Here is a 13426-nt window from a genome sequence, read left to right on the forward strand (position 1 = left end):
CTTAAGCAGCAGTCTGTGATCAACAGGTCAACCCGTTGTGAAAAACTTGTCCTGCCCGATCTCATACATTTCAAGACTTTACAGACACAAGCAATAGCATGGGGCCATGTTCGCCGAATTACGGGAAACTCTGGCAGGATAGCGGCAGGAGGTGGAGCCAGGCTTAGACCTGACTCAGTTGCACATGAAAACGGCAGCCATTCGGCTCCATGGTGCTGAGCCTCACGCTCCAGCCCTGGTTCTCACAGATACGCTGGACCAGTGACAAACCAAGGCCCAGGCCGTCACCGCGTTTTTCGCTGCCGCGCACGAAAGGCTCGAACATCGCTTCGCGCTTGTCTTCGGGAATCCCCACGCCGGAGTCTTCCACCACAAAGCCACTCGGCTCGAGGGTCAAGCGGATAAAGCCCTGCTCGGTGTAGTGCAAGGCATTGCGCAACAGATTGCCCATCACCGCTTGCAGAAAGGTGGCGTTGTAGCGGGTGTCCAGCGGGTTACCCGGCTGGTAGATCAGCTCCAGGCCCTTGCGCTCAATGGGCTCGCGCCAGATGCCGAGCAGATCATCGGCCACCTGCTCCAGGCTGACCTGCGGTGACATGCTGCCATCGTCATGCTGGGCACGGGCCAGCATGAGAAAGGTCTGCACCAGCTCACGCATTTCTTCGCAAGCACGGGCGATCCGCTCGACCTGGTTACGCCCTCGCTGATCGATGGCCGGGTTTTCCAGCAACAGTTCGCAAGAACTCGCCAATACCATCAAGGGGGTGCGCAATTCGTGGCTCACGTCACTGGTAAACAACTGCTCACGAGACAGCGCCTGGCGCAACCGCCCCAGCGTGGCATCGAAGGCCACGGCCAGCTCACCCACTTCATCCGCCGCGTAATCCGGCGCCAGCGGTGGTGCCAGGCCCAGCAATTGGTCACGGTGACGCACCTGGCGGGCCAGGCGTACGACCGGCGCCATCACTTTGCGGGCGAGCACCCAGCCGAGGAATACCGCCAGTGCCAGGCTGAGTACAAAACCCACCAGCACCACGGCAAACAGCACGCGCTCGCGCTCTTCAAAATCGCTTTGATCTTGCAGCAGCACATAGCGCCGGCCGTCGACCACTTCCACCATGGCGTGGTAAGACAGCGACTCTCGGAACACTTCGTGGAAACCGGGTTCGAGGTGACGCAGATCCTTGGGCAATTCAAAATCGCCGGGGCCACCGCTGAAGTAAAACAGCTGGTCCGGCTCGGGCCGGTGGCGCCAGTCCTCGACGGTGTCCATCAGCAACAGGCGCTGCAGGTCACCGCCCAGGCCCGCCGAGATCAGTTTTTCTTCCACCAGGTGCACGGTGGCGACGATGCCCATGGCGAAGGCGCCCGCCACCAATGCACTCATCAACGCAAAGGCGATGATGATGCGTTGGGCAAGGCTTTGCTTAAACTCCATCACGCCCCTCGGCCAAGCGATAACCGACGCCGTGCACCGTTTGCAGCAATGGCTTGGCGAACGGTTTATCGATCACTTGGCGCAATTGGTGGACGTGGCTGCGCAGACTGTCGCTGTCCGGGCAGTCATCGCCCCACAGGGCTTCTTCGAGAATTTCGCGGCGTAGCACGTGCGGGCTCTTCTGCATCAGCACCGCCAGCAGCTTCAGGCCGACCGGGTTGAGCTTGAGCAGACGACCTTCGCGAGTGACTTCCAGGGTGTCGAGGTCGTAGCTCAGGTCAGCCACCTGCAGTGTGCGGCGACCGCCACCCTGTGCACGGCGCAGCACGGCTTCAATCCGCGCCGCCAATTCCGACAAGGCAAAAGGTTTGAGCAGGTAATCGTCGGCACCAGACTTGAAGCCTTGCAGCCGGTCATCCAGTTGATCGCGGGCGGTGAGCATGATCACCGGCGTGTCACGGCGCGCGTCTTCGCGCAGGCGCTTGCACAGGGTGTAGCCATCGATGCCGGGCAGCATGATATCGAGCACGATCAAATCGTAATGTTCAGTGGCAGCCAGGTGCAGGCCCGACAAACCGTCCTGCGCACAGTCCACGGTATAACCCTTTAACCCCAGGTAATCCGCCAGGTTGGCGAGGATATCGCGGTTGTCTTCAACCAATAAAATTCGCATGGGAGTGTCTCCGTACGCGGTAGCGGCCGTGTTGGCTCGCGCAGCTTAAGGCCAAGTGTGGCACAGGGATAGGCCTTGAGGGCACGCTGATAAAGGTTTTCAACCAACATTCATATTGAACGAGATTTTCACTATGGCTTCACACAATGGAGACAGTGCCAGGGCGAAAATTTGCGGTTAATTCAACGCCTCATCGGTTCGCAGGGCACTATCGCAAGCACGCCAGCGCCCACAGTTGGCTGCATTTCAAATTCAAACAATAAAAAAGCCCCGCCTGCATCACTGCAGGCGGGGCTTTTTCAGTACGGGGGTAAGGCTGGCTTACATCATGCCGCCCATGCCACCCATGCCGCCCATGTCTGGCATACCGCCACCGCCAGCGCCTTCAGCCTTAGGCTTGTCAGCAATGGCAGCTTCGGTGGTCAGGATCAGGCCACCGATGGAGGCTGCAGCTTGCAATGCCGAACGAGTCACCTTGGTAGGGTCCAGGATGCCCATTTCGATCATGTCGCCGTAGACGCCAGTCGCAGCGTTGTAACCGTAGTTACCTTTGCCGTTCTTGACTTCGTTGACCACAACGCTTGGCTCGTCGCCGGAGTTGGCAGCGATCTGGCGCAGTGGTGCTTCAACAGCACGACGCAGTACAGCGATACCGACGTTCTGGTCAGCGTTGTCGCCGGTCAGGTTAGTCAGGGCTTCCAGCGCACGGATCAGCGCAACGCCACCGCCAGGTACCACGCCTTCTTCGACGGCTGCGCGGGTTGCGTGCAGGGCGTCTTCAACGCGGGCTTTCTTCTCTTTCATTTCAACTTCGGAACCCGCGCCAACCTTGATCACGGCAACGCCGCCGGACAGCTTGGCCAGACGTTCTTGCAGTTTTTCACGGTCGTAGTCGGACGAAGTCTCGGCAACCTGGGCGCGGATCTGAGTGATGCGCGATTGGATGTCGCCTTCAACGCCAGCACCGTCAACGATGATGGTGTTTTCTTTGGAGATGGTCACGCGCTTGGCACTGCCCAGGTTTTCCAGGGTGGCGCTTTCCAGGCTCAGGCCGATCTCTTCGGAGATGACGGTACCGCCGGTCAGAACGGCGATGTCCTGCAGCATTGCCTTGCGACGGTCGCCGAAGCCTGGAGCCTTGACGGCTGCGACTTTAACGATGCCACGCATGTTGTTCACTACCAGCGTCGCCAGGGCTTCGCCTTCAACGTCTTCGGAAACGATCAGCAGTGGGCGGCCGGCTTTGGCAACGGCTTCCAGTACTGGCAGCATTTCGCGGATGTTAGAAATCTTTTTGTCGACCAGCAGGATCAGCGGGCTGTCCAGCTCGGCAACCATGGTTTCAGGCTTGTTGACGAAGTACGGGGACAGGTAGCCACGGTCGAACTGCATACCTTCTACAACCGACAGTTCGTTTTCCAGGCCAGAGCCTTCTTCAACGGTGATCACGCCTTCTTTGCCGACTTTTTCCATGGCTTCGGCAATGATGTCGCCGATGGAGCTGTCGGAGTTGGCGGAGATGGTACCTACCTGGGCAATAGCCTTGGTGTCAGCGCATGGCTTGGACAGGTTTTTCAGCTCAGCAACGATGGCGATGGTCGCCTTGTCGATGCCGCGCTTGAGGTCCATCGGGTTCATGCCGGCAGCGACGGCTTTGTAGCCTTCGTTGACAATTGCCTGAGCCAGAACGGTAGCGGTGGTGGTGCCGTCGCCTGCGTCATCGTTGGCACGGGAGGCAACGTCTTTGACCAGCTGCGCGCCCATGTTTTCGAAACGGTCTTCGAGTTCGATTTCTTTTGCTACCGAAACGCCGTCCTTGGTGATGGTCGGAGCGCCGAAGCTCTTCTCGATGATCACGTTACGGCCTTTAGGGCCCAAGGTCGCTTTTACTGCGTCAGCCAGGATGTTGACACCGGTGAGCATTTTTTTGCGGGCGGAATCGCCGAATTTAACTTCTTTAGCAGCCATGATCGATATTCCTTAAATACTTTGGAGTAACGGGAAAATGAGCGGGGAAATCAGTCTTCCAGAACAGCGAGAATCTCGTTCTCAGCCATAACCAGCAGGTCTTCGCCGTCGACTTTCACAGTGTTGCTGCCGGAGTAAGGACCAAATACAACCTTGTCACCGACTTTAACGGCCAGCGCACGCACGTCACCGTTTTCCAGGGTTTTGCCTGGGCCTGCAGCGACGATCACACCGTGGTTGGCTTTTTCAGCAGCCGAACCTGGCAGAACGATACCGCCAGCGGTTTTCTTTTCTTCTTCGCTGCGACGGATTACGACGCGGTCGTGCAGAGGACGAAGCTTGCTCATTGTCGATCTCTCCTAATTGTGTTTTTCATCGGCCGGTATCAGTACCGGCAGGTTGTATTCCGGCAGTGCCGGTCGCGCCTCGCCAAGCAAGACGCAGAAGTCTGTCTGGTGTCACCACCAGAAACCTTGCGGTGACCGTTACATAAGGGCGCATAAGCTTATTACAAGGGGCCGCGACGGAAATTTTTTGTGTATGTCGACGGCTCAAAGCAACACGGCACCCTGAGGTGCCGTGCCAGTGAAGCGGTTATTTGCTGTCGCGCTGTTCGAATTCGCCTTCGATCACATCACCTTCACGCCCCAGTGGCTGGCGCGGAGCCGGACCGCCACGGGGTTGCAGGTCATCGGCGAACGCACGCTGGCGAATCGCCGCCTCTTCGGCACGCTGGCGCATCTTGCCGGCCAGCAGCTTGCGAGTGACTGGCAGCAACATCACCAGGCCGACCACATCGCTGATAAAGCCCGGCAGGATCAACAGGCCACCGGCCAGGGCCATCATCAGGCCTTCAAGCATGGTCTGTGCGGGCAGCTCGCCACGATTCAGGCTTTCACGGGCACGCAGTGCCGTGGCCAGGCCGGCGACGCGCAGCACCAATACGCCGAGCATCGAGCCGAGAATGATCAACAGCAGGGCCGGGAAAAACCCGATCGCACTGCTGACTTGAACGAATACGAACAGCTCCAACACCGGGAACAGCAGAAAGAGCAATAAAAAAGGGCGCATCAAATGGTTCCTCAACGCAAGAATGCCTTGCCAGTCCACCTTAAATGACGTCGCCATTTCGTGAATTCAAGCGTCAGCGGCTTCTTTTTTCGGCCAGTCGTCAGCGTGAGCCAGTGAAACCAGGGCTTCGCGCACTTGTGTCGGAGTGTTGCAAGGCTCCGCGAACGGTAACCAATATAAGGACTGGCCGATACGCAGGTGCATGCCTTCGCTGTCGATACCGGCCAACTGCGCAGGCTCGGAGGTCGGCAAACCGGCCAAGTCGACGTAGTGGGCAATGGCGTTGGTGTGATCGCTGTTCATGTGTTCGATCATGCTGCGCTCAGCCGTGCCCGAGAACGGGTTGGCCAGTGTCAACTGGTCGACCCAGTGAATCGCCCCAAAGCCGCCGATGTAACGGTGGCGCACCGGCTTGAGCACCCAGAAGTCGAAGTCGTGGGCTTTGTGGTAGTTGGCCGAATCGGGGAAGTAGCGGTAATAACGCTCGGCCGCTGCCTCTATGGCAGCGCCCTCCCCGAGTTTTACGGCCTCAGCCAGGTAGGTCAGGCGCCCGACGGACTGCACGTCATCCGCCTCACGCTCACCCACCAGCAACGAACACTTAGGGTCTTTTTGCAGGTTGTGGGTGTGCTGGGCAATACGGCTGATGAGGATCAGCGGACGGCCCTGCTCGTCCAGGCAATACGGCACGACCGAACCGAAAGGGAAACCCGGCATGGCTTTGGACTGTGTGGCGAGAGCCCCACGGTATTCCTTGAGCAACAGCTCTCGGGCGTTCTTGGCAACCTGTGCGCTCAACGTTGACTCCTCGGGTATTCAGCCGCCCATGACTCATGGGAATGGATCTCAACACAAGGTAATCAATCTACGCGCCGGTTGCCATAGGCGCCCCTGCCGGGATTTGTCGAAGGGGGTTACCAGGCCACGCCGAACCCTGCGGTATAGCGGGTTTTGCTCAGGCTGCTTTCCGAGTCGCCACTGATGACGTCGCGTTCAGCCTTGAGGTTAAGCGAAGCCCACTCGGTGACTTTGTAGCGCAGGCCCATTTCCGCATCCAGGGAGTATTCCGCTGGGCCATCGATAGGTTTGCCCACTTCGCCATTGGTAAAGAATTCAACGGTCTTGCCCACCAGGTAGCGGTTGTAGTTCCACTTCATGGCCAGGGAATAGAAGTTGTCCTTGCCGCCTTCGGCGTATTCGTAATCGGTGCGGTTGACGAGCGACCCCAGGGAGAATGCGCCCAGCTCATCATCCCAGAACTGGTAGCCCGGGCCGGTACCGACGGTACGCTGGCGAGCCAAGTCTTCAACCTTGTCACGCTTGTAAGTCAAGCGTCCCTGCCAGAACCAATGCTCGGTCAGGAAGCGGTCCAGGTCATATTCCAACGCCCAGTTGTCGGTGGTGGTCACGTCGTCCTGGAACTCGCGGTTGTACTCGCCCTGCCCGGTGTGGCGCCATTGGCCATGCCGCGCGGTGGTCTTGAAGTCGATGTCGTAGTCGTTGGTATCTTTTTCGGCGCGCTTGTAGTCCAGCGCCATGTCGACATTGCCCTTCCACACCAAGTCTTCGATCACAGGCTTGGGCTTGAGGATCTGCTGGATGCTTGCCAGCTCGACGGTCTTTGGCGCCTCGCCATTGGCCAGCACCACCTTGCCTTCATCCGCCGGCTTCAGGGACTTGGCCTTTTCGCCGGTGTAGGCATCTTGCTTGACCAGCAGTTCCTGGTCGCTTTCCAGGGTTTTCACCTGTTTCCAGTCCACAGGAATGGCGCCCGCGTAATCGGTCTGGATCAGCAACTTGCCGCCGTCGAAGACCTTGATCTTGCCCGTCAGACGGTCACCGTTCTTCAACCAGACGGTATCGGCCATTAGGGGCGTGGAGGCGCTGAAAACAGCGAGGCACAGCAGAGTTCTGGACAACATAAGCGGATTCAGGGCTCGAGGTTGGCGAAAAGAGGGCATTATCGTGTTAGATACGACTGACTCAAGGATTTATATTCAGTTCAATCCTCGATGCCATGCTTACAGACGTTTCTTACAATAAGTCAGCCGATCTCAACGGATATGCCCACAGTGAATCCACCCGCCGAGCCCCCGCAAAGCCCTGCCCAAATGCGCCGCACTGCGCTGTACCTGACCCTGGCGCAAGTGCCCGCAGGGTGCGTGGTCAGCTACGGCGAGTTGGCCCACCTGGCTGGGCTGGGGCGTGCGGCGCGCTGGGTAGGCCGCACCCTGAGTCAACTGCCTGCAGACACCAAACTTCCCTGGCATCGCGTGCTGGGTGCCGGTGGTCGGATAAGTCTGCCAGTGGGCAGTGCCTCGGGTGACGAGCAACGCGCGCGTTTGCGCGAAGAAGGCGTCACGGTCCGCAATAATCGCGTGGATATTCAGCGCCATGGCTGGCGCCCGGTAGAGCACAGCGGTTAGAGTGCGCGCTTTGTTTCCGCAAACCTGAGGCAGACTCCAGCCCATGCCCCGTAAAACCTGGCGCGCCGCGCTCGCTGCCTATGCCAGCCCCTCGACGTTAGTGCTGTTGTTGCTCGGCTTTGCCGCCGGCTTGCCTTACATGTTGGTGTTCTCGACGCTTTCGGTGTGGTTGCGGGAGGCCGGTGTGGCCCGCGAGACCATCGGCTATGCAAGCCTGATTGGTTTGGCGTATGCCTTTAAGTGGGTCTGGTCGCCGCTGCTCGACCAATGGCGCCTGCCGTTGCTCGGTAAACTCGGGCGACGCCGTTCCTGGCTGGTCCTTGCCCAGTCGCTGGTGATCCTCGGATTGATCGGCATGGGCTTTTGCGACCCGCAGAAACATTTGTCCTGGCTGATCGCTATCGCCGTCGTCGTTGCCTTCGCGTCCGCCACCCAGGATATCGCGGTAGACGCCTACCGCCTGGAAATCGCCGATGACAGCCGCCAGGCCGCGTTGGCCGCCAGCTATATGTCCGGCTATCGCATCGCCGCCCTGCTGGCCACGGCAGGTGCACTCTTTTTTGCTGAAGGTTTCGGCTCCACCGGTTTCAACTATAAACACTCGGCCTGGACCGGCACCTATGTGCTGTTCGGCGTATTGATGGTTCCTGCGTTGCTGACCACGCTGTTCATGCGCGAACCAAATGTGCCACTGCGCACCCAGTTGCAGGCCGGGCGCTACAGTTTCGTGCATCAACTGGTCTCGGTATTTGTGCTGATCGTATTGCTGGTGTCGGTGCCCGCGATGTTCACCCAGCTGTTCAATACTGATTTCGCAAGCGTGCTGTTCCACGGTATGAGCCTGTGGGACCTGCTGATGGACGACCGTGCCTTCCTGCGCGCCATTCTCTATATCACGCTCACCGCACTGTGCCTCTCGGCCATGGGTCGCCGGGGCCTGGCGCCGGTGCTGACGCCGGTCAACGACTTCATCCTGCGCTACCGCTGGCAAGCTTTACTGCTGCTGGGGCTGATCGCCACCTATCGGATGTCTGACACCGTGATGGGCGTGATGGCCAACGTGTTCTACATCGACCAAGGCTTTACCAAGGACCAGATCGCCGGGGTCAGCAAGATCTTCGGCCTGATCATGACCCTGGTCGGCGCCGGCATGGGCGGCCTGCTGATTGTGCGCTTCGGCATCCTGCCGATCCTGTTTATCGGCGGCGTGTTCTCTGCCGGCACCAACCTGCTGTTCGTGGCGCTCGCCGACAGGGGCCCGGACCTGCAGATGCTGATTTTCACGATTTCCCTGGATAACTTCAGCTCGGGCATGGCCACATCGGCATTTGTGGCCTACTTGTCGAGCCTGACCAACCTCAAGTTCTCCGCCACCCAATACGCGCTGCTCAGCTCAATCATGCTGTTGCTGCCGCGCCTGATCGGCGGGTATTCGGGGGTGATGGTGGAGAAGTTCGGCTACCATAATTTCTTCCTGATCACCTGCATGCTGGGTGTACCGACATTGCTGCTGATTGCACTGCATTGGTACCAGGAGAATCGGCGGATTCGGTTGAATCCACCCGCTGACGACTGACACACCTCAGTCAATATGGGCGCTGGCTTGCCTGCAATAGCATCACCAGGGTGCAACAGATACACCGCGCCGCTCCCATCGCAGGCAAGCCAGCGCCCACACAAGCACGCTTCCGACAGAAACACCCCGCAACCTGATGCCTGTACTCCGGCGGCAACCGCCCGTACAATCCAGCGTCATTTCAAGTCCAAGCAACCGACAACGGCCTACCATGCGCACCAGTCAATATTTGCTCGCCACACAGAAAGAAACGCCTTCCGATGCGGTCGTGATCAGCCATCAGCTGATGCTGCGCGCCGGCATGATCCGCAAACTGGCCTCGGGCCTGTACACCTGGCTGCCCATGGGCTTGAAGGTGATGCGCAAGGTCGAAGCCATCGTTCGTGAAGAAATGAACGCTGCCGGCTCTCTGGAAGTGTTGATGCCGAGCACCCAACCGGCTGAACTGTGGCAGGAATCCGGGCGCTGGGAAGAGTACGGCCCTGAGTTGCTGCGCTTCAAGGACCGTCATGGCCGCGACTTCTGCGCCGGCCCGACCCATGAAGAAGTGATCACCGACCTGATGCGCAACGAGCTGAGCAGCTATAAACAGCTGCCGCTGAACCTGTATCAGATCCAGACCAAATTCCGTGATGAAATCCGCCCACGCTTCGGCTTGATGCGCGGTCGTGAATTCATCATGAAAGACGCGTATTCGTTCCACGCCGACCAGGCGTCGCTGCAGGTCACTTACGACCGCATGCACCAGGCCTACTGCAACGTGTTCACCCGCCTGGGCCTGAAGTTCCGAGCGGTTGAAGCGGACAACGGTTCCATCGGCGGTGCCGGCTCCCACGAATTCCATGTACTGGCCGAATCCGGCGAAGACGATATCGTGTTCAGCAACGGTTCGGACTACGCAGCAAACATCGAGAAAGCTGAAGCCGTGCCACGGGAAACGTCCCGCCCTGCACCGGCTGAAGAGCTGCGCTTGGTGGATACACCAGAGACCAAGACCATCGCGGCCCTGGTGGAAAAATTCAATCTGCCGATTGAAAAGACCATCAAGACCCTGATCGTGCACGCCGAAGAAGAAGGCAAGCTGATCGCCCTGGTGATCCGTGGCGACCACGAACTCAACGAAATCAAAGCCGCCCAGCAACCTGGCGTCGCCAACCCACTGGTCATGGCCAGTGATGCCGAACTGCGCGACGCCATTGGCGCCGGTGCGGGTTCCCTGGGCCCACTGAACCTGCCGCTGCCAATTATCATCGACCGTTCGGTCGAGCTGATGAGCGACTTCGGTATTGGCGCGAACATCGACGACAAGCATTACTTCGGCGTGAACTGGGAGCGTGACCTGCCGGTTCCGACCGTGGCCGACCTGCGTAACGTGGTCGCTGGTGACCCGAGCCCGGATGGCAAAGGTACCCTGGAGATCAAGCGCGGCATCGAAGTCGGGCACATCTTCCAGCTGGGCAATAAGTACAGCAAGGCGATGAAGTGCGAAGTGCTGGGCGAGAACGGCAAGCCGATCACCCTGGAAATGGGCTGCTACGGCATTGGCGTTTCGCGCGTGGTTGCAGCTGCCATCGAGCAGAACAACGACGAGAAAGGCATCATCTGGAGTGACGCCCTGGCGCCGTTCCAGGTCGCCCTGGTACCGCTGCGCTATGAAACCGAGCAAGTACGCGAAGCCACCGACAAACTGTATGCCGAACTGACGGCCGCTGGTTTTGAAGTGTTGCTGGATGACCGCGACAAGAAAACCAGCCCGGGCATCAAGTTCGCCGACATGGAACTGATTGGCATCCCGCACCGGATCGTGGTCAGCGACCGCGGCCTGGCGGATGGCAATCTGGAATACAAGAGCCGGACCGAAGCCCAAGCACAACCGTTGCCGGTGGCTGACGTGCTGTCTTTCCTTCAGGCGCGTATTCGTCGCTGAAAACCAGATCAAGAGAAGTCATGTTCAAGCGAAACACCAGAGCCCTGGGGGGCGCCGCCTTGTGCGGCGCCCTGCTGGTCAGCGGCTGCGCCAACCAGATGTCGCAACGCAGTGAGCACGAGGAGCGGGTCGAGCGTAAGTTGCTCGACCACAGCCTGCAGATCGATGTAGGCGACCCCAAAGTGCTGGAGCTGCCTCAACGCCGAGTGCGCATTCACGAGCAAAAGACCTTCGAGGTCACCGAGTTCGAAGTCACCCGTCGTTACGACCGCTACACCCCCTACCAACCCTGGCGCGAACTCTATGAAGTGCCTTTGGGTACGGTCGCCCTGGTCGCGGGTGCGGGGGCTAACGTGGCGAATATCTTCGCCCTCGGCAACCTGCCTACCAGCATGACCCACGACTGGCTGACCTACGGCGTGGACGGCCTCAACCCGTTCATGAACGTGCAATCCCATGGCCGTGCGCAACAGAACCTGGCAGGTATCGATGAAGTCCAGCGCGACAAGCGTGTGGAGTATTCGAGCCTGCCCTGGAGCGAACGCCCGGTGCAGGTTACTGCGGGCAAGCACGTGCATGAGTTGACCACCGACCGCAACGGCGTCTTGCGCCTGAACCTGTTGGACAGCCCGTTTGCCGAGCAGGACCTTAACCGCATCACGACCTTGAAGATCAGCGTGGAAGATGGCCAGGACGACGTGCATTCGGACTCGACACTGGCGATCAGCAACACGCTGCGCGGCAAGTTGCTGGAAGCCCACGGCCTGATCTACGACGACCTGGAAGACGACGAAGTCAGCCAGTGGGTGCACCGGGTCAAGCGTCTCTCAGAGCTGGGCCTGGAAGAAGAAGCCAGCGAACTGGAACAAAGCCTGATCGAACTGACCCGCAATGATCCCGAGTTGCAGCAGGAATTCCTGCAGGCGCTGACCAAGGATGCGGGGCGGTTGGTGGCGGATCCTGGCGCGCGCTAAGACTTCAAGAATATCGTAGATCTAAATGTGTGCGGTCTTGCTCGCGAATAAGGAGTGTCAGCCACCAGATGCATTGACTGATCTACCGCATTCGCGAGCAAGCCCGCCCCCACATAGGGCTCTCGGTTTCTACCAGGAGAACTCGAGCTGCTCGTTGCCGCTGCTTAAATCCAGCAACCGCACCCCAATCCCCAACAACCGAACCGGCTTCGCACCCCGTTTAAACGCCTGGGTCAGCAGCTGTTGATAACTCTCCAAATCCCTCCCCGCCCCCGCCTGCTCCAGTGTCGTCTGGGTAAAGTCATGAAACTTCACTTTAACGAACGGCTTGCCCGCCCGGTAACTGCTGTCTATACGCGCCATACGCCCGGCCAGGGTTTCCATCAGTTCGGGAAGCTTTGCCAGACAGCTTGAAAGATCCGGCAGGTCCACATCGTAGGTATTTTCCACACTGATGGATTGCCGACGGCTATCGTTGTGCACTGCGCGGTCATCAATCCCACGCGCCAGGCTCCACAGTCGCTCGCCAAAGCTGCCAAATTCCCGCACCAGCGCCAGCTTGTTCCACTCACGCAGTTGCAGGCAGTCTTCAATTCCCAGGCGCGCCAGCTTTTCTGCCGTGACTTTGCCCACACCGTGCAATTTGCTCACACGCAACTGCGAGACAAAGTCTTCGACCTGGTCCGGGGTAATCACAAACAATCCATTGGGTTTCTTCCAGTCGCTGGCGATCTTGGCCAGGAATTTATTCGGCGCGACACCAGCGGACACGGTGATGTGCAACTGGTTGGAGACGCGGCGGCGAATGTCCTGGGCGATGCGCGTGGCACTGCCACCAAAATGCGTACAGTCAGACACGTCCAGATAGGCTTCATCCAGCGACAGCGGTTCGATCAGGTCGGTGTAGTCGCGAAAGATGGTCTGGATTTCCTTCGACGCTTCCTTATAGGCGTCCATGCGCGGCTTGACGATGGTCAGGTCCGGACACAGCTTCAAGGCGTGGCGTGACGACATGGCCGAGCGCACGCCATAGGCCCGCGCCTCATAGTTGCAGGTAGCGATCACCCCGCGCCGGTCCGCCGAGCCACCCACCGCCAGCGGCTTTTGCGCCAGGCTCGGGTCATCGCGCATCTCGATGGCGGCGTAGAAGCAATCACAGTCAACGTGGATGATTTTGCGCTGCGTCATATAAACAGGATGTGAAACTACGGGTGGCCAGTATCGCACTCGCACCTGTACATAGCACCAGTAGTTTGATTCTTCCGTTTGAACGGTAGGAAAATTCGTACATGAATTTATTTTCTCAATCGAATCTGGCATTCCGATAGAGCTGAAACCCTTGGCCGGACTGGCTTGCAGCGCTTCCACGTACA

Annotated in this window: 12 protein-coding genes; 4 read left to right on the forward strand and 8 right to left on the reverse strand. The window is 59.0% G+C overall.

What is annotated here, in order from left to right:
• Positions 1-163: 163 nt before the first annotated feature.
• The 7 genes from AACY52_RS01010 to AACY52_RS01040 all read right to left on the reverse strand — a co-directional run bounded on the left by AACY52_RS01010 (position 164) and on the right by AACY52_RS01040 (position 7072).
• Positions 164-1438 (reverse strand): HAMP domain-containing sensor histidine kinase, encoded by a 1275-nt coding sequence (locus AACY52_RS01010; RefSeq protein WP_339417279.1) that lies wholly within the window; start codon positions 1436-1438, stop codon positions 164-166.
• On the reverse strand, positions 1428-2111 hold the full coding sequence (gene colR / locus AACY52_RS01015; RefSeq protein WP_049711697.1) for a two-component system response regulator ColR: 684 nt from the start codon (positions 2109-2111) through the stop codon (positions 1428-1430). Before colR ends, AACY52_RS01010 begins: the two co-directional genes overlap by 11 nt.
• Before the next feature lie 321 nt (positions 2112-2432).
• Positions 2433-4079: a chaperonin GroEL gene (groL, locus tag AACY52_RS01020; RefSeq protein WP_339417281.1), complete on the reverse strand. Its 1647-nt coding sequence runs from the start codon at positions 4077-4079 to the stop codon at positions 2433-2435.
• Between the two features lie 50 nt (positions 4080-4129).
• Complete coding sequence (gene groES / locus AACY52_RS01025) at positions 4130-4426, reverse strand: co-chaperone GroES (protein WP_003175874.1); 297 nt, start codon at positions 4424-4426, stop codon at positions 4130-4132.
• A gap of 247 nt (positions 4427-4673) precedes the next feature.
• A complete protein-coding gene (locus AACY52_RS01030) occupies positions 4674-5150 on the reverse strand; it encodes an FxsA family protein (RefSeq protein ID WP_339417283.1) in 477 nt (158 codons plus the stop codon).
• Positions 5151-5216: 66 nt separating this feature from the next.
• Entirely contained in the window at positions 5217-5948 is a 732-nt protein-coding gene (locus AACY52_RS01035) for a HugZ family protein (protein ID WP_339417285.1), read from the reverse strand.
• Between the two features lie 116 nt (positions 5949-6064).
• Positions 6065-7072, reverse strand: a complete 1008-nt coding sequence (locus AACY52_RS01040) for a DUF481 domain-containing protein (protein WP_339436014.1) — start codon at positions 7070-7072, stop codon at positions 6065-6067.
• A 141-nt stretch (positions 7073-7213) separates the two neighbouring features.
• Between AACY52_RS01040 and AACY52_RS01045 the strand changes: the two genes are divergently transcribed.
• The 4 genes from AACY52_RS01045 to AACY52_RS01060 all read left to right on the forward strand — a co-directional run bounded on the left by AACY52_RS01045 (position 7214) and on the right by AACY52_RS01060 (position 12053).
• Positions 7214-7576 carry an MGMT family protein gene (locus AACY52_RS01045; RefSeq protein WP_339427480.1) on the forward strand — a complete coding sequence of 121 codons (363 nt, stop codon included), beginning with the start codon at positions 7214-7216 and terminating at the stop codon, positions 7574-7576.
• 43 nt (positions 7577-7619) lie between these two features.
• Positions 7620-9152 (forward strand): AmpG family muropeptide MFS transporter, encoded by a 1533-nt coding sequence (locus AACY52_RS01050; RefSeq protein WP_339417289.1) that lies wholly within the window; start codon positions 7620-7622, stop codon positions 9150-9152.
• A gap of 211 nt (positions 9153-9363) precedes the next feature.
• The gene (locus AACY52_RS01055; protein WP_339417291.1) at positions 9364-11079 is read left to right on the forward strand and encodes a proline--tRNA ligase; all 1716 of its coding nucleotides are present in this window, start codon (positions 9364-9366) and stop codon (positions 11077-11079) included.
• 20 nt (positions 11080-11099) lie between these two features.
• A complete protein-coding gene (locus tag AACY52_RS01060; RefSeq protein WP_339417292.1) occupies positions 11100-12053 on the forward strand; it encodes a hypothetical protein in 954 nt (317 codons plus the stop codon).
• Positions 12054-12182: 129 nt separating this feature from the next.
• Here the strand turns inward: AACY52_RS01060 and dinB are convergent, their stop codons facing one another.
• Positions 12183-13241: a DNA polymerase IV gene (dinB, locus tag AACY52_RS01065; RefSeq protein ID WP_339417293.1), complete on the reverse strand. Its 1059-nt coding sequence runs from the start codon at positions 13239-13241 to the stop codon at positions 12183-12185.
• Positions 13242-13426 lie beyond the last annotated feature (185 nt).

Origin of the sequence: Pseudomonas sp. EA_65y_Pfl1_P113, from assembly GCF_963970525.1 — a bacterium.
GTDB classification, from domain to species: Bacteria; Pseudomonadota; Gammaproteobacteria; order Pseudomonadales; family Pseudomonadaceae; genus Aquipseudomonas; species Aquipseudomonas tritici.